Source organism: Mycobacterium sp. DBP42 (assembly GCF_005924235.1).
GTDB lineage: Bacteria > Actinomycetota > Actinomycetes > Mycobacteriales > Mycobacteriaceae > Mycobacterium > Mycobacterium syngnathidarum.
On record NZ_VCMY01000021.1, the window covers coordinates 15,017 to 29,884 of the forward strand.

The 14,868-nt window shown below is 65.9% G+C and carries 14 protein-coding genes and 1 pseudogene; 7 read left to right on the plus strand and 8 right to left on the minus strand.

Annotation, left to right across the window (positions count from 1 at the left end):
• Positions 1 to 28 precede the first annotated feature (28 nt).
• The gene (locus E0T84_RS18795; RefSeq protein WP_070945235.1) at positions 29 to 1,471 is read left to right on the plus strand and encodes a PLP-dependent aminotransferase family protein; all 1,443 of its coding nucleotides are present in this window, start codon (positions 29 to 31) and stop codon (positions 1,469 to 1,471) included.
• Positions 1,472 to 1,480: 9 nt separating this feature from the next.
• On the opposite strand, the gene E0T84_RS18800 is transcribed toward E0T84_RS18795, so the two are convergent.
• From E0T84_RS18800 to ctaD, 3 genes are read right to left on the minus strand one after another with little or no spacing between them, the layout of a single operon-like run.
• On the minus strand, positions 1,481 to 1,789 hold the full coding sequence (locus E0T84_RS18800) for a hypothetical protein (RefSeq protein ID WP_070188905.1): 309 nt from the start codon (positions 1,787 to 1,789) through the stop codon (positions 1,481 to 1,483).
• 36 nt (positions 1,790 to 1,825) lie between these two features.
• Positions 1,826 to 3,070, minus strand: a complete 1,245-nt coding sequence (serB, locus tag E0T84_RS18805; protein WP_165617785.1) for a phosphoserine phosphatase SerB — start codon at positions 3,068 to 3,070, stop codon at positions 1,826 to 1,828.
• Between the two features lie 42 nt (positions 3,071 to 3,112).
• Entirely contained in the window at positions 3,113 to 4,840 is a 1,728-nt protein-coding gene (ctaD, locus tag E0T84_RS18810) for a cytochrome c oxidase subunit I (protein ID WP_070945286.1), read from the minus strand.
• A gap of 176 nt (positions 4,841 to 5,016) precedes the next feature.
• On the opposite strand from ctaD, the gene E0T84_RS18815 reads away from it, so the two are divergent.
• From E0T84_RS18815 to E0T84_RS18825, 3 genes are all read left to right on the plus strand, one after another.
• Positions 5,017 to 6,099, plus strand: a complete 1,083-nt coding sequence (locus E0T84_RS18815; protein ID WP_070945234.1) for an iron-siderophore ABC transporter substrate-binding protein — start codon at positions 5,017 to 5,019, stop codon at positions 6,097 to 6,099.
• Between the two features lie 10 nt (positions 6,100 to 6,109).
• The gene (locus E0T84_RS18820; RefSeq protein WP_070945233.1) at positions 6,110 to 6,385 is read left to right on the plus strand and encodes a YciI family protein; all 276 of its coding nucleotides are present in this window, start codon (positions 6,110 to 6,112) and stop codon (positions 6,383 to 6,385) included.
• Between the two features lie 155 nt (positions 6,386 to 6,540).
• Complete coding sequence (locus E0T84_RS18825; RefSeq protein WP_138745193.1) at positions 6,541 to 7,593, plus strand: NAD(P)-dependent alcohol dehydrogenase; 1,053 nt, start codon at positions 6,541 to 6,543, stop codon at positions 7,591 to 7,593.
• A 60-nt stretch (positions 7,594 to 7,653) separates the two neighbouring features.
• On the opposite strand, the gene E0T84_RS18830 is transcribed toward E0T84_RS18825, so the two are convergent.
• Both E0T84_RS18830 and E0T84_RS18835 read right to left on the minus strand, forming a co-directional pair.
• Positions 7,654 to 7,992 carry a DUF3349 domain-containing protein gene (locus E0T84_RS18830; protein ID WP_070188987.1) on the minus strand — a complete coding sequence of 113 codons (339 nt, stop codon included), beginning with the start codon at positions 7,990 to 7,992 and terminating at the stop codon, positions 7,654 to 7,656.
• Between the two features lie 108 nt (positions 7,993 to 8,100).
• Positions 8,101 to 9,474: an alpha/beta hydrolase-fold protein gene (locus E0T84_RS18835; protein WP_138745194.1), complete on the minus strand. Its 1,374-nt coding sequence runs from the start codon at positions 9,472 to 9,474 to the stop codon at positions 8,101 to 8,103.
• Positions 9,475 to 9,595: 121 nt separating this feature from the next.
• Between E0T84_RS18835 and E0T84_RS18840 the strand changes: the two genes are divergently transcribed.
• Both E0T84_RS18840 and E0T84_RS18845 read left to right on the plus strand, forming a co-directional pair.
• Positions 9,596 to 9,820, plus strand: a complete 225-nt coding sequence (locus E0T84_RS18840) for a hypothetical protein (RefSeq protein ID WP_070188901.1) — start codon at positions 9,596 to 9,598, stop codon at positions 9,818 to 9,820.
• Between the two features lie 64 nt (positions 9,821 to 9,884).
• Positions 9,885 to 10,088: pseudogene (locus tag E0T84_RS18845) on the plus strand (YihY/virulence factor BrkB family protein); the annotation flags it as partial.
• Here the strand turns inward: E0T84_RS18845 and nrdF are convergent.
• The 3 genes from nrdF to E0T84_RS18860 form a co-directional block, all read right to left on the minus strand.
• Entirely contained in the window at positions 10,085 to 11,047 is a 963-nt protein-coding gene (nrdF, locus tag E0T84_RS18850) for a class 1b ribonucleoside-diphosphate reductase subunit beta (protein ID WP_070188899.1), read from the minus strand. The pseudogene E0T84_RS18845 and the gene nrdF sit on opposite strands and share 4 nt — an antisense overlap.
• A gap of 75 nt (positions 11,048 to 11,122) precedes the next feature.
• Positions 11,123 to 12,664 (minus strand): NAD(P)/FAD-dependent oxidoreductase, encoded by a 1,542-nt coding sequence (locus E0T84_RS18855; protein ID WP_138745195.1) that lies wholly within the window; start codon positions 12,662 to 12,664, stop codon positions 11,123 to 11,125.
• Positions 12,665 to 12,744: 80 nt separating this feature from the next.
• Positions 12,745 to 13,485 carry a TetR/AcrR family transcriptional regulator gene (locus E0T84_RS18860; RefSeq protein ID WP_070188897.1) on the minus strand — a complete coding sequence of 247 codons (741 nt, stop codon included), beginning with the start codon at positions 13,483 to 13,485 and terminating at the stop codon, positions 12,745 to 12,747.
• A gap of 149 nt (positions 13,486 to 13,634) precedes the next feature.
• Here E0T84_RS18860 and E0T84_RS18865 point away from each other — a divergent pair, with 149 nt between their 5' ends.
• Positions 13,635 to 14,813: an NAD(P)/FAD-dependent oxidoreductase gene (locus E0T84_RS18865; RefSeq protein ID WP_070945228.1), complete on the plus strand. Its 1,179-nt coding sequence runs from the start codon at positions 13,635 to 13,637 to the stop codon at positions 14,811 to 14,813.
• Positions 14,814 to 14,868: the final 55 nt, after the last annotated feature.

A 14,868-nucleotide genomic window follows, 5' to 3' on the forward strand; every position in this document is an offset into this window, starting at 1 on the left:
TATCCAGTTGGCACATACTGGCCTTATTATGTCTTTCGATATGGCCGCACGCACCCTCGATGTGGACCTGCTGGCCCGTGAACTGGGCAACTGGCGCACTGCCAGCCAAAGTGGCCCTGCCTACCTCGGCCTGGCCGACGCCATCCGGCTGCTCATCGTGGACGGCCGCGTTCCGGTCGGGTCACGCATTCCCAGCGAACGGGCGCTGGCCGAGGCGCTGCGGGTGTCGCGCACCACGGTCACCGCGGCCTTCGCGCAGCTGCGCGAGGACGGGTACCTGCACGCCCGCCGCGGGGCCCGCAGCATCACGGCCCTGCCGGCTGCCGGTCACATCGAACCCGATGTCACCACCCCGACGGTCAGCCTGGCTGCGGCCGCCTTGTCCGCTCCCGGCACCGCCGTACTGGAAGCGTTCGCCGATGCCGCTCGCGATATCGCGCCGTACCTGCGCGAGCCCGGACACGAGCTGATGGGCGTCGGCCCACTGCGAACCGCTATCGCCGAAAGATATTGCGCCAGAGGGCTACCCACCGATCCGAGCCAGATCATGGTGACCAGCGGCGCCCAGCACGCGATCGGGCTGATCCTGGCCAGCCACACCCAGCCCGGCGACCGGGTACTCGTCGAGCAACCGACCTATCACGGTGCGCTGTCGGCGATCTCGACCGCGGGAGCACGGGCCGTCCCGGTCGCACTCACCGACGACGGCTGGGAACTGGACGCCGTGCAGGCCGCGCTGCGACAACTCGCGCCGAGCCTGGCCTACCTCGTTCCCGACAGCCACAACCCCACCGGGTTCACCATGACCGCCATGGAGCGAAAGCGCTTGGGGCAGATCATTTCCGACACCCGAACCCGCACCATCGTCGATGAGTCGATCGTCGACATGTGGATCGACGAGGCGCCGCCCGAGCCGCTGGCGGCGTCGGTGCCCCGCAACGACCTGGTGCTGACCATCGGCTCGATGTCGAAATCGTTCTGGGGCGGCCTGCGGGTCGGCTGGATTCGCGCCGAGCGCGGCACGCTGGCCACCATCGCCGCGATCCGGCCGTCGGTGGATCTCGGCACCCCGATCCTCGAACAACTCGCCGCGGCGAAGCTGCTTGCCATGCACGCCGAGGTGCTACCGGAACGGCGCGAGATCTTGTGCACCCGAAGGCAATTCCTGACCGCCCTGCTGGCGCGTGAACTTCCGGACTGGCAGCCGGGCCACGGCCGAGGGGGCATGTCGCTGTGGGTGAAGCTGCCCGCGCCGATGAGCACGGCATTGTCGGCCGCGGCGATGCGCCTGGGCCTGGATGTGCCCGCGGGCCCCCGGTTCGGGGTGGACGGCACGCTGGAGCGGTTCATCCGGCTGCCTTATGCACTGCCCGAACCCGAACTCGAAGATGCGGTGCGCCTGCTGGCGCGGGCCTGGCACAGCATCACGGGCACGCTCAGCGCGCAGCAACCTCAGACGCTGGTGGTGTAGACGCAGATGCTACGGCTGCTGCGACATGGCGTAGCAGGTGCTGTAATGCTCGATGGTGCACGGAATCCCGTTGACCGTGGGCAGTTGGCCGGGCCGGCTCTGGATGTTGGCGTCTCCGGTGCCCGGCGCCATCACCGGCGGGGCCACCGCACCCATCCCGCCGCCGGACGAACCGGCCACACACACGCCCTCGAACTTTGTCTGCACCGTGCCCGAGGGGCATCGCTTGGCCTCGGCCGGGGCCGCGACCGCCAGCTGTCCCAAGACCGCCGCAACAGCGAACGCGCCAACCACGACCGTGTGCTTCAAGTTCGCCATGGCCCCACCCTACTTCAGGGGTGAGTCGATGCGCTGTCAGTCCTCGGGGATCTCGACGCGGCGCAGCACTCCGTCGAGGGCATCGGCGGCCTCGATCTCACCGCGGGTGACACCGAGGATGAACAGCACGGTGTCCAGGTAGGGGTGGCTGAGCGACGCGTCGGCCACCTCACGCAACGCGGGTTTGGCGTTGAAGGCGACGCCGAGGCCCGCCACGGCCAGCATGTCGATGTCGTTGGCGCCGTCGCCGACGGCCACGGTCTGTTCCATGGGCACGCCGACCTGCTGGGCAAAATCGCGCAGCGCCTTGGCCTTACCCGGCCGGTCGATGACCTGACCGATCACCCGCCCGGTCAGCTTGCCGTCGACGACTTCAAGTTCGTTGGCGGCCACGTAGTCCAGCATGAGTTCGTGCGCCAGCGGTTCGATGACCTGACGGAAACCGCCCGACACCACGCCGCAGTGAAAACCGAGCCGCCGCAGGGTGCGGATGGTGGTCCGGGCGCCAGGGGTCAGTTCGACCTGCTCGGCGACATCGTCGAGCACCGAGGCGGGCAGGCCGGCCAGGGTCGCCACCCGGCGGTGCAGTGATTCGGCGAAATCCAATTCACCGCGCATCGCGGCTTCGGTGACCGCGGCGACCTGGGCTTCCATGCCGGCCCGGGCGGCCAACATTTCGATGACCTCGCCCTGGATCAGGGTGGAGTCGACGTCGAAGACGATGAGCCGCTTGGCCCGTCGGGCGAGGCTGTAATCCTCGAGGGCGATGTCGACACCCTCGTCGACGGCCACCTGGGCCAGGGCCGACTGGAGTTGGCTGTATGCGGCACCGGCCGGTACCGACACCCGGAGTTCCAGGCCGGTCACCGGATAGTCGGACACCCCGCGGATGGTGTCGATGTTGACGCCCAGACTCGCGACCGCACGGGCGACCACGCTGAACGACTCAGCGGTGATCGGGCGGCCGAGCACCACGATCGTGTGGGTCGACGGTTCGCGCATGACCGGCATGTCGTCGCTGCGCTCGACCGTGACGTCCAGGCCGAGCTGGTGAATCGCCGTCTCGACATCGCTTCGCAGCGCGTCGCCGTCGACCGTCTCGGCCGGGGCCGCGACCAGCACACCCAAGGTGAGCCGGCCGCGGACCACGACCTGTTCAACGTTGCGCAGCTCGACCTGATGGCGGGCAAGCACCTCGAACAGCGCCGAAGTCACACCGGGCTGATCGACCCCCGTGACGGTGATCAGTACCGACGAGCGCTCTCGCGGAGCACCGATCATCGAAACTTCCTCGACGTGCTCACCCCCGGATGCTGCCACCCGTCAGCTGGAGCGGTCCGCGGTCTCGAGCTCCGCGTGATGCGTGCGGCCCACGTGGGCCTCGGCGCGCATGCGCTCGACCATGTGCGGATAGTGCAGCTCGAACGCGGGGCGCTCCGAACGGATCCGGGGCAGCTCGGTGAAGTTGTGCCGCGGCGGCGGGCAGGAGGTCGCCCACTCCAGCGAGTTGCCGTAGCCCCAGGGGTCGTCGACCGTCACCGGCTCGCCGTAACGCCAGCTCTTGAACACGTTCCACACGAACGGCAGCGTCGAGATGCCCAGGATGAAGGCACCGATCGTGGAGATCACGTTGAGCGTGGTGAAGCCGTCGGTGGGCAGGTAGTCGGCGTAGCGACGCGGCATGCCCTCGTCACCGACCCAGTGCTGCACCAGGAAGGTGGTGTGGAAGCCGATGAAGGTCAGCCAGAAGTGCAGCTTGCCCAGGCGCTCGTCGAGCAGACGTCCGGTCATCTTCGGGAACCAGAAGTAGATGCCCGCGTAGGTGGCGAACACGATGGTGCCGAAGAGCACGTAGTGGAAGTGCGCGATGACGAAGTAGCTGTCGGTGACGTGGAAGTCGATCGGCGGGCTGGCCAGCAGCACGCCGGACAGGCCACCCAACAGGAAGGTGATCAGGAAGCCGACCGAGAACAGCATGGGCGTCTCGAATGTCAGCTGACCCTTCCACATCGTGCCGATCCAGTTGAAGAACTTGATCCCGGTCGGGACCGCGATCAGGAACGTCATGAACGAGAAGAACGGCAGCAGGACCGCGCCGGTGGCGTACATGTGGTGCGCCCACACCGCGACCGACAGGGCCGCGATGCTGATGGTGGCGTAGATCAGGGTGGTGTAACCGAAGATCGGCTTACGGCTGAACACCGGGAAGATCTCGGACACGATGCCGAAGAACGGCAGCGCGATGATGTACACCTCGGGGTGGCCGAAGAACCAGAACAGGTGCTGCCAGAGCAGGACGCCGCCGTTGGCCGGGTCGTAGATGTGCGCACCGAGGTGGCGATCGGCGGCCAGGCCGAACAGTGCGGCGGTCAGGATCGGGAACGCGATCAGCACCAGGATCGAGGTCACCAGGATGTTCCAGGTGAACACCGGCATGCGGAACATCGTCATACCGGGCGCACGCATGCAGACCACGGTGGTGACCATGTTGACGCCACCGAGAATGGTGCCCAGACCACCGACGGCCAGACCCAGGATCCACAGGTCACCGCCGGCACCCGGCGAGTGGATCGCGTCGGTCAGCGGCGAGTAGGCCGTCCAACCGAAGTCCGCGGCACCGCCGGGCGTGATGAAGCCGCCGAGCGCGATCAGCGCGCCGAACAGGAACAGCCAGAACGACAGCGCGTTCAGCCGCGGGAACGCCACGTCGGGCGCGCCGATCTGCAGCGGCAACACCAGGTTGGCGAACCCGAACACGATCGGGGTGGCGTAGAACAGCAGCATCACCGTGCCGTGCATGGTGAACAGCTGGTTGAACTGCTCGTTGCTCAGGAACTGCAGGCCGGGCATCGCCAGTTCGGTACGCATGAACAGCGCCATCAGACCGCCGATGAAGAAGAAGGCGAAGCAGACGACGCAGTACATGATGCCGATCAGCTTGTGATCGGTCGTGGTGATGAGCTTGTAGATCAGGTTGCCCTTGGGGCCCATCCGTTCCGGAAAAGGACGACGTGCCTCGAGTTCTCCGATTGGGGGCGCTTCGGCTACCAAGAGATCCTCCAAAGATTCGTCGGGAAATCCCGCTTATCGAACTGAATCCTAACGCTCCCGGCGGTCTTCGCGTCCCTGGGTCCTACAAACTGTCGTACTGCGTGGCGGCGCGGCGTCGAATCTTTCGGCCGCGAGGGCTTGACCAGCGGTAAGGCTGTGAATGTTACGGTCGCCCGGTGCTGACCAACCGACCCCGCGCCGCGCTCGCGGTGATCGCTGCGGCCGCAACCCTCGCCAGTGGGTGCGGCTCTGCCGAGCAGACACAGCAGGCGCAGACGTCGATGTCCACCAGCGTCACCAAGATCGCCGATGCCGGCGTGCTGGGTAATCAGCGTCGTCCCGACGAATCGTGCGCAGCCGAGCCGGCCGCCGCCGACCAGTCGGCACGCGAGGTCCGCAACGCCAGAGGAGACAGAGCCGAAGGGGCCGACATTCCCGAGTCCACCGAGGTGCGCGGCGACCCGCAACGCATCGTCGCGCTGTCCGGTGACCAGCTGGACGCGTTGTGCGCGCTGGGCCTGCAGTCGCGCATCGTCGCGGCCGCGCTTCCGGACGGTTCGTCCGAGCAGCCCTCGTATCTGGGGGCCGTGGTGCACGGGATTGCCCCCGCCGGTTCGCGGAACGCACCAGATGTAGACGCGATCAAAGCGGCGAATCCTGAGCTGATCCTGGGATCGGCAAACCTGACTCCGGCATCGTTCGGCGCATTGTCGGCGATCGCCCCAACCGTGTTCACCGGTGCGCCCGGGGCCGCCTGGCGCGACACCTTGCGCACGGTGGGTGAGGCGACCGGCCGCGCAGAAGCCGCGGCCGACCTGATCGCGCAGTTCGACGACGCCGCCCGCGACACCGGTGCACAGAACGACGCCGCGCACTTCCAGGCCTCGGTGGTGCAGCTGACCGAGAACAGCGTGCGGGTCTACGGCGCCGACACCTTCCCCGGCAGCGTGCTGGCCGCGGTGGGTTTGGATCGTCCTGCGGCGCAGCGGTTTACCGACAAGCCCTACCAGGAGCTCAGCACCACCGACGCGGATTACCGCATCGCCGACGCGGACATCGTCTACGTCTCGTTCGCATCCTCGGCAGCCAGGGACCACGCGCCCAAGATCCTGCACAGCACCGCATGGCGGGACTTGTCGGCCGCCAAGGACAACCGGGTGTTTGTGGTGAACAACGAGGTCTGGCAGACCGGGCAGAACATCGTGGCCGCCCGCGGCATCCTCGACGACCTGCGCTGGGTGAACGCCCCCATCAACTAATCTCGGCCCCGTGTTCCACGTCCTCACCACCACGTACACCCAGCCCATCGACGTCGTCGACCAGACCCGGCCCGCCCACATCGCCTGGCTCGAGGAAGAAGTGGCGGCGGGCCGCATCATCCTGGCCGGCCGCCTGGAGTCGGCGACCGGCGCCGTGCTCATCACCGGCGACCTGAGCGAAGAGGAGGTCGCCGACCTCATCGCCCGCGATCCCTACACCCTGGCCGGGCTGATCCGATGCGAGCGCACGTCGTTCAACGGGGCGTTCCGCGCGCCCGGGCTGTGACCCAACCCGATCCGGGAGATAAGTCACAACCAGTAGCGGGATTACCGCCGCGGCCGGTGTCGTTGCACGCCGTGGACTGCCTTTCAGGCAGTAGTCAGTTAACCGGACTAATCTTTTCCGGGACACGCACAAGACGACGAGCAAAGAGGGCTTTGATGAGCACTGTTTACGCCTATGCCGCCAACTCGGCGACCGAACCGCTGGCCAAAACCACGATCACCCGTCGTGAGGTAGGGCCGCATGACGTGGCCTTCGACATTCATTTCGCCGGCATCTGCCACTCCGACATCCACACCGTCAAGGGCGAGTGGGGCACCCCCAACTACCCCGTCGTGGCCGGTCACGAGATCGCCGGCGTGGTCACCGAGGTGGGCTCGGAGGTCACCAAGTACAAGGTCGGCGACCATGTCGGCGTCGGATGTTTCATCGACTCCTGTCGTGAATGCGACAACTGCAAGGCCGGGCTGCAGCAGTACTGCACCGGCGATTACGGCATGCACGGCACCTACAACTCCACCGAACGCGACGGTTCCCCCACCTACGGCGGCTACAGCGGGGCCATCGTCGTCGACGAGAACTACGTTTTGCGCATCCCCGACAGCATCCCGCTGGACGCGGCCGCTCCCCTGCTGTGCGCGGGCATCACACTGTTTTCTCCGCTACGGCACTGGAACGCCGGGCCGGACAAGAAGGTCGCCGTCATCGGCCTCGGCGGCCTGGGTCACATGGGCGTCAAGCTCGCGCACGCGATGGGTGCACACGTCACCGTGCTCTCGCAGTCGCTGAAGAAGATGGAGGACGGGCTGCGGCTCGGTGCCGACGAGTACTACGCGACCAGCGACCCGGACACGTTCCGCAAGCTGCGCGGCCGCTTCGATCTGATCCTCAACACCGTTTCGGCCAACCTCGACCTCGGCGCGTACCTCGGCCTGCTGGCCGTGGACGGCACCCTGGTGGAACTGGGCATGCCCGAACATGCGATGGAGGTTCCGCCGTTCCCGCTGGCCGGCATGCGGCGCAGCCTGTCCGGTTCGATGATCGGCGGCATCCCGGAGACCCAGGAAATGCTGGACTTCTGCGCCGAGCACGACGTCACCCCGGAGATCGAGGTCATCCAGCCCGACTACATCAACGAGGCCTACGAGCGCGTGCTGGCCAGTGATGTGCGGTACCGCTTCGTGATCGACACCGCCTCGCTGCGCGGCTAGTCAACTCGTCAACGCTGAAGATTGCAGTCACCCAGCGACTGCAATCTTCGGCGTTGCGTGTTATTCGGCGTCTGCGTCGGCGACCAGGTCGACGCCGGCCAACGGCCAACCCGCAGCGGCCAGTTTGGCCGCCACCCGCTGAACGTTCTCCGGGCCGGCGTCGTGGTCGGTGACATCGGCGATGAACTCGGCGATGTCGTCGCGCTTGATCGGATCGTCAACGTCGGCAGGCGCTGAGGCCTCGGCGATGTTGCGTACCACCTCGACCACCTGCTCCTCGGTCAGCGGCGTGGCCCGCAACAGCGCGAGCAGCGGCACCCGATCGGTTCCCGGGACGCCTTCCGGGTACCCGGCACGCAGCCAGTTCAGGACCGAAATCAGCAGCGACTTTGTTGACACCCGGTAAGTTTCGCCGTTTCTCGCCCGGCCCACCACTGGAGGGGCCGACAGTTGGTCGGTCATTCATTGGTGATTCATCGCCAAAATGCATCCCGCGCGGGAAAATCCCTAGCCCGGGGCGGCCTGGACGTTGGTGGGTCCGGGCCCCAACGTCGAAACCGGCAGTTCGGTCCGTTCCACACCGGGCGTGTCGAGCTGGCCGGCCAGCCAAGGCAACGCGGCGCCAAAAGCGTTGGCGGCGAATACCCAATCGTGCCGGCCGGGCGCAGTCTGCACCGAGCACCTGATCGCCTCGGCCCGGGCCGCTTCACACAGCGTGCTCGCGGCGATGTCCTGAGCCTCGGGATTGGCCGTGGGGTCATGCGTCACGCCGTCGTGGTGTGGCACCTCGAACCACGCCGTGACATCCGCGTACGGGCCGTGCCGACGCATGACGGTGGCCGGATCGTAGGCCGCCCAGGCGTCGGCATCTCCGCCGAACAGCCGGTTGATCGTCTGAGACTTGGTTCCGGTGTTGGGTCGCAAATCCCCGGCGATGTCGATGAATGACCGGAACATGTCCGGATGCATCAGGGTCAGGTCCACTGCGCAGGTGCCGCCCATCGACCAGCCGGCGATCCCCCACCCATCACGATCAGAACGCACCCCGAAGTTCGAGATCAGATATGGGACAACGTCTTTGGTCAGGTGGTCGGCCGCCTTCCCGCGGACTCCGTTGACGCACTCGGTGTCGTTCGTGAACGAGCCGGTGGCATCGACGAATACGAACACCGGCGCATCGCCGCCATGGGCGGCCGCGAAGCCGTCGAGGATGCCCAGCACGTTGCCCGCGCGCAGCCAGTCGGCCGGGGTGTTCAGTTGTGAGCCGATCATCATCACGACCGGAAGCTGCGGCGGCGGATTGTCGGCGAACCAGGCCGGCGGGAGGTAGACGAGTTCACCACGGTGCGTGAAACCCGAAGCCGTCGAATCGATGGTCACCGGGACCAGGACACCGCTGGGCGGCTGAAAGTGGGCCAGCTGCATCTTGGTCACGGTCAGCCGGTCTGTCTGCCCCGGAAGTGGGCTTGACGTGAGCTGCTTCCACAGGCCGCCCACCGTCGGGAAGTATCCGACCCACGTGTTGAGGGTCAACGCGCAAGCCAGCCCGCATACCCCGACAGCGGCCACCGAGACGGTGCGCCGCCACCACCGCGCGCTCGCCCAGCCCAGCAATGCGATACCGACCGACAGCACACTCAACGCAATCCAGAACCACAATTCGGGTGGCCCGGCGTTACCGGCCACGCCGATCGAGTCGATGTACCAATACGTCGCGGCCGCCAGCACGGTCGCCGCGATCACGAGCGCGGGCAGGAACCGGCGCCGCCAGCATTGCGTGCGCCAACCCACCGCGGTGCCCAGTAGCAGGGCAGCGATCAGCTGAACGACCACCGGGAACCAGCCGTGGATCAGCGAGATCTGCGCAATGAGCTGGTGCATCGGCTCATTTCCTATCAGGGCCAACTGTCATCTCACTGAGTGGTTGCTCCACGCGACCGAACACTTTCGAGCCGACAAAAGAAGCTGTGTGGTGCACGCCCAGGGCGGGTAGTCCGAACCCATGGAACGCAAGTCGACCACCAACGGACAGTTCGCCGGACCGGTCTTCGCCTTTCTGATCGTCGCGGCGGCGCTCGTCTGCATCGTGGCGCTGAGCCTCGGCCTGCCGGGGCCGGGCGTGGTGGCGGCCATCGTCGCCTTGTCGGTGCTCGGTGTGGCACTGGGCCTGTCCAATCAGCGGGAGCGACGGCACAGTGCGCGACGAAGCTACCCCTGCGCGCGTTGACGAGGAGGAAAACCGTTCGCGCCCAGCACCGGACGCATCGACCAAGCCCGATTCCCCCACTGAGATCACCAACGTGGCCCTGCTGTTCGGCGCCGAGATCGACGCCGAGCTCGAACGCGGCCGACAGCTGCAGGCAGGTATCCCCGTCGAGGAAATTCGCCAGTTGCCGCTGCGCGACACCAGCGTCATCGACAAGAGCGCCAAAAAACGGCGGCGCGGTCTACTGCGGGGACGCCTGTTGCGGCGCACCCGCGGCCGCGGTGACTAGAAGTCCCAGTCCTCGTCTTCGGTGTTGACGGCCTTGCCGATCACGTACGAGGAACCCGAGCCAGAGAAGAAGTCGTGGTTCTCGTCGGCGTTCGGTGACAGTGCGGACAGGATCGCCGGGTTCACGTCGGTCTCGTCCTTGGGGAACAACGCCTCATACCCGAGGTTCATCAGCGCCTTGTTGGCGTTGTAGCGCAGGAACTTCTTGACGTCCTCGGTCAGGCCGACCTCGTCGTAGAGATCCTGGGTGTATTCGACCTCGTTGTCGTAGAGCTCGAAAAGCAGCTCGTAGGTGTAATCCTTGAGCTCCGTACGCTTTTGCTCGTCGACCAGGGACAGCCCGCGCTGGTACTTGTAGCCGATGTAGTAACCGTGCACGGCCTCGTCGCGGATGATCAGCCGGATCATGTCGGCGGTGTTGGTCAGCTTGGCCCGGCTGCTCCAGTACATCGGCAGGTAGAAGCCCGAGTAGAACAGGAAGCTCTCCAGCAGTGTGGAGGCCACCTTGCGCTTGAGCGGCTCGTCACCCTTGTAGTACTGCATGACGATCTCGGCCTTGCGCTGCAGGTTCGGGTTCTCCTCCGACCAGCGGAACGCATCGTCGATCTCGGCCGTCGAGCACAACGTGGAGAAGATGTTGCTGTAGCTACGGGCGTGTACCGACTCCATGAAGGCGATGTTGGTGTAGACCGCTTCCTCGTGCGGGGTCAGCGCATCGGGGATCAAGCTGACCGCGCCGACGGTGCCCTGGATGGTGTCCAGCAGCGTCAGGCCGGTGAACACGCGCATGGTGAGCTGCTTCTCGTGTGCGGTCAGCGTGCCCCACGACGGGATGTCGTTGGACACCGGCACCTTCTCCGGCAACCAGAAGTTGCCGGTGAGCCGGTCCCAGACCTCGGCGTCCTTCTCATCCTGGAGACGGTTCCAGTTGATCGCTGAGACACGGTCGATCAGCTTCATGCCTTCGCTCACCAGAACCCCATTTCACCAGGTCGTTGTGTTTGCCGGACAGTAACCACGACACTACCCCTGGGGTCACTGACCCGCGGGGACCGCAACACCTTGTGTTTTCGTGTCGCTCGCCTCATGGATGAAATCGAACTCCGCCGGGTCCAGCTTGCGCGTTGCCAGCCAGTACTGCCAGGTCATGCCGCTCCACAGGGTCCGGTTGACGCCGTGGGCGTCCATGTACCAGCTCCGGCAACCTCCGGTGTTGAACACCGTATGCGCCAGATCGTGCTGCAACTCGGTGTTGAACTCCGACTGCGCACGGGGGCTCGGCGAGAGCGCCGCGGCCCCGGCCTCGTCGACCGCGGCGATGGCCTGGCCCACGTAGCGGATCTGCTGCTCGATCATGAACACCACCGAGTTGTGCCCCAGCGCGGTGTTGGGCCCGAGCAGGAAGAACAGATTGGGCATGCCCGACACGGCGATGCCGCGGTGGGCGGCCATGCCCTCACGGTTCCAGCGGTCGACCAGGTCCTCACCGCCGGCGCCCTTGATGTCGACGTAGGTGTAGGAGTCGGTGACGTGGAAGCCGGTGGCGAACACCACGACGTCGGCCGGGTGCTCGACACCATCGGCGGTGACGATGCCGGTGGGCGTCATCCGGCTGATGGACTCGGTGATCACCTGGGTCTTGGGGTTGGCGATCCCGCGGTAGTAGGTGTCGGAGTTGAGGATTCGCTTGCACCCGGCGCGGTAGTTCGGGGTGAGTTTGCGACGCAGCTCGGGGTCTTTGATGCTGCGGTTGATGTTGTAGCGGCCCATTGCCTCGCCGATCTTGAGCAGCCACGGCTGTTGGGTCATCGCGAAGCCGACGCCTTCGTGGATCCAGTAGATGGCTGCGCGCATCGCCGCGCGGGCACCGGGCACATAGCTGAAGATGCGCCGAATCCATTGCGGGAACTTGTTGTTCACGCGTGGCATGACCCACGGCGGGGTGCGCTGGTACAGATGCAGCTCGGCGACGTCCTTGACGATCTCGGGCACGATCTGGATCGCGCTCGCGCCCGTGCCGATCACCGCGACGCGCTTGCCGGTGAGGTCGACGCTGTGGTCCCACTGCGCCGAATGGAAAGCCGCGCCGGTGAACTCCTCGCGGCCTTCGATCTCGGGAATCTGCGGGATGTGGAGACCGCCGGCGCCCGAGACCAGGAACTGGGCGATGAACTCCTGCCCGGTGTCACTGAACACGTGCCAACGCAGCTCCTGGTCGTCCCAGTGCGCACGGTCCACGTGGGTGTTGAAGCGGGTGTTGCGACGCAGCCCATACTTGGCGGCCACACCCAGCAGGTAGGCCTGGATCTCGGGCTGGAAGGACCACATGTGGCTCCAGTCCGCCTTCGGTTCGAAAGAGAAGGAGTACATGTGCGACGGGATGTCGCAGGCGCAACCCGGATAGGTGTTGTCGCGCCAAGTGCCGCCGAATTCGTCGGCCTTCTCGAGGATCAGGAAATCGACGCCACGTCGTTGCAGCTCGATCGCCATCCCCATCCCCGAGAACCCGCTGCCGATGATCAAGGCGCGGGTCTGGATTGGTTGCTGACCCTGCGGTGAGGGTTGGGTAGCCGTCATAGCTCAGGTCCTTTTCTGGGAACGGCGGTACCGGATACTCACCAGTCTCCGGACCTGGTACCGGACTGTCAACGAGTCGGTCAGCTGGCGTGCTGGCGCCGCTGGACACCCTCGTGCAACGGGAGGTCCGGGTCGATCCAGATGCCGAGCAGTTCGCAGGTGCCGTTGATGGAACCGACCATGATCGTGGTCAGGTGATTGACGAACTCCGCGGCAGGCATCCGGCGCGGGCTGTCCTCGTCGGTGCCCAGCCACCAGTCCGTGGCCGAGGCGCACGCACCGAAGGTGGCGAATGCGGCCAACTCGATCGCGGCACCGTCGAGTTCCATCTCGCGCAGTTCATTGGAGAACATGTCGGCCATCGCCAGGGTGATCCCGCGGCCTTCGTTCAGCGCCCGCATGGTCGATTCGCTCTGCTCGGCAAACCGGCCCTGGATCAGGAACCGCAACACGTTCGGGTGTTCGTCGACCAGCAGCACGTACTGTTCGACGCTGCGGCGAATGACTTCCCGGGCCGGGTCGGCGCCCAGGTTGATGGCCGGGTAGATCGCCGACCACAGCATGTCGCGCAGGCGCTCGCCGATGGCCTGGAACAGATCGGATTTGTCGGCAAAGTGGCGGTAGATCTTGGGCTTGGCAGTGCCCGCCTCTTCGGCAATCTCCCGCAGGCTGACCTCGGGCCCCAACCTGTCGATCGCCCGGAACGAGGCGTCGACGATTTCCGAACGCACCTTCTTGCGGTGCTCACGCCAGCGCTCGCTGCGGGCATCAACCTTGACGCCCGCGCCAGCGCTGGAATGTGATCTCGACGTTCGCCGCACGCGATCACTGTACCGCCCGATGGCGCTGACCTGCCCAGACCGCCCCACAACACGCGGTTTTGCCGTTTGACCCGGGCGTTCGCCCGTCGAGCCGCCGCCATCTCGCTTGGGTACTATCGCAGCCACAGTCAACCAATGAGACGAGGCTCATGACGCAGCGATACGACCTGGTCATTGCAGGTGGCGGCCCATCCGGGTCAGCCGCGGCGTGGCAGGCCGCCCAGACCGGCGCCAAGGTGTTGGTTCTGGACAAGGCGGAGTTCCCCCGCGACAAGCCATGTGGTGACGGGCTGACCGCCCGCGCCGTGAGCTACCTGCAGAAGATGGGACTGGCCGACGAGGTCGCCAAATTCCATCGGATCAACAAAGTGACTGTGTACAGCCCCAGCGAGTGGGATCTGTACTTCCCGCGTCGCCCCGGTATGCCCGATCACGGGCATACCGTCAGCCGCACCGAGTTGGATACGCTGCTGCTCAAGCACGCCGAGTCGGTGGGAGCCGAGGTACGTCAGGGAGCCGAGGTGGCCGGGCCCGAGTTCGACGCCAAGGGCCGCGTGGTCGGCGTCGTGCTCAAAAACGGTGAGAAGGTGTTCAGCGACGCCGTGATCGCGGCTGACGGCGCCTACTCCCCCATCAAGCGTGCCCTGAAGATCGACTCGGAGTACAACGGCTACTCGGCGATCGCGATCCGGTCCGAAATGCACGCCAACCGCCCCGACTCCGACACCTTCGAGATCTATCTCAAGCTGTTGTTCCAGGGCGATCAGCTGCCGGGCTACGGCTGGGTGTTCCCCATGGGCGGCGGCCGGTTCAACATCGGGCTCGGCTACGTCAACAGCTACAAGAACTGGCAGTCCATCAACGCCACCCAATTCCTCGGCGACTTCCTGCGGACCCTGCCCACCGAATGGGAGCTGCCACCGATCGAGGAACTCAAGAAGAACAAGAGTGTGCGGGCCTGGCGATTGCCGATGGGTTTCACGGCGTGGCCGCCGTGGCGCCCGGGTGTGCTGTTCGTCGGCGACTCCCTCGGTGCGGGCAAGCCGGTGTCCGGGGCGGGCATCTCCAAGGCACTCGAATCCGGTTTGACCGCAGGCGAATGCGCGATCGCGGCACTCACCAACGGCGGACCGGACGACTTCACCAACTACGAGCAGCGGATGCGTGCGACGTGGGGTCGTGAATACCGGAGGGGCCGCTTTTTCCACAAGCTCGCGGGCATACCCGGAGTCGCGGGTGCGGGCCTGAAGGCACTGGACAACCACACCTTCCGTGACGCGCTGCTCAAGTCGCTGTACAAGAAGGCGCAGAGTCCGCAGCACACGTAGGCGTCATTGGTGCCCGTCGAATGGCCAGTTGTGACACGCATTTTCGAGTTTGGCG

Bases quoted from the DNA above. Each gene is read 5' to 3' on its own strand.
- E0T84_RS18800 (WP_070188905.1), bottom strand. From the start codon at position 1,789: ATGGCGAACTTGAAGCACACGGTCGTGGTTGGCGCGTTCGCTGTTGCG.
- serB (WP_165617785.1), bottom strand. From the start codon at position 3,070: ATGATCGGTGCTCCGCGAGAGCGCTCGTCGGTACTGATCACCGTCACG.
- E0T84_RS18840 (WP_070188901.1), top strand. From the start codon at position 9,596: ATGGAACGCAAGTCGACCACCAACGGACAGTTCGCCGGACCGGTCTTC.
- E0T84_RS18865 (WP_070945228.1), top strand. From the start codon at position 13,635: ATGACGCAGCGATACGACCTGGTCATTGCAGGTGGCGGCCCATCCGGG.
- E0T84_RS18835 (WP_138745194.1), bottom strand. From the start codon at position 9,474: ATGCACCAGCTCATTGCGCAGATCTCGCTGATCCACGGCTGGTTCCCG.
- E0T84_RS18855 (WP_138745195.1), bottom strand. From the start codon at position 12,664: ATGACGGCTACCCAACCCTCACCGCAGGGTCAGCAACCAATCCAGACC.
- nrdF (WP_070188899.1), bottom strand. From the start codon at position 11,047: ATGAAGCTGATCGACCGTGTCTCAGCGATCAACTGGAACCGTCTCCAG.
- E0T84_RS18825 (WP_138745193.1), top strand. From the start codon at position 6,541: ATGAGCACTGTTTACGCCTATGCCGCCAACTCGGCGACCGAACCGCTG.
- E0T84_RS18795 (WP_070945235.1), top strand. From the start codon at position 29: ATGTCTTTCGATATGGCCGCACGCACCCTCGATGTGGACCTGCTGGCC.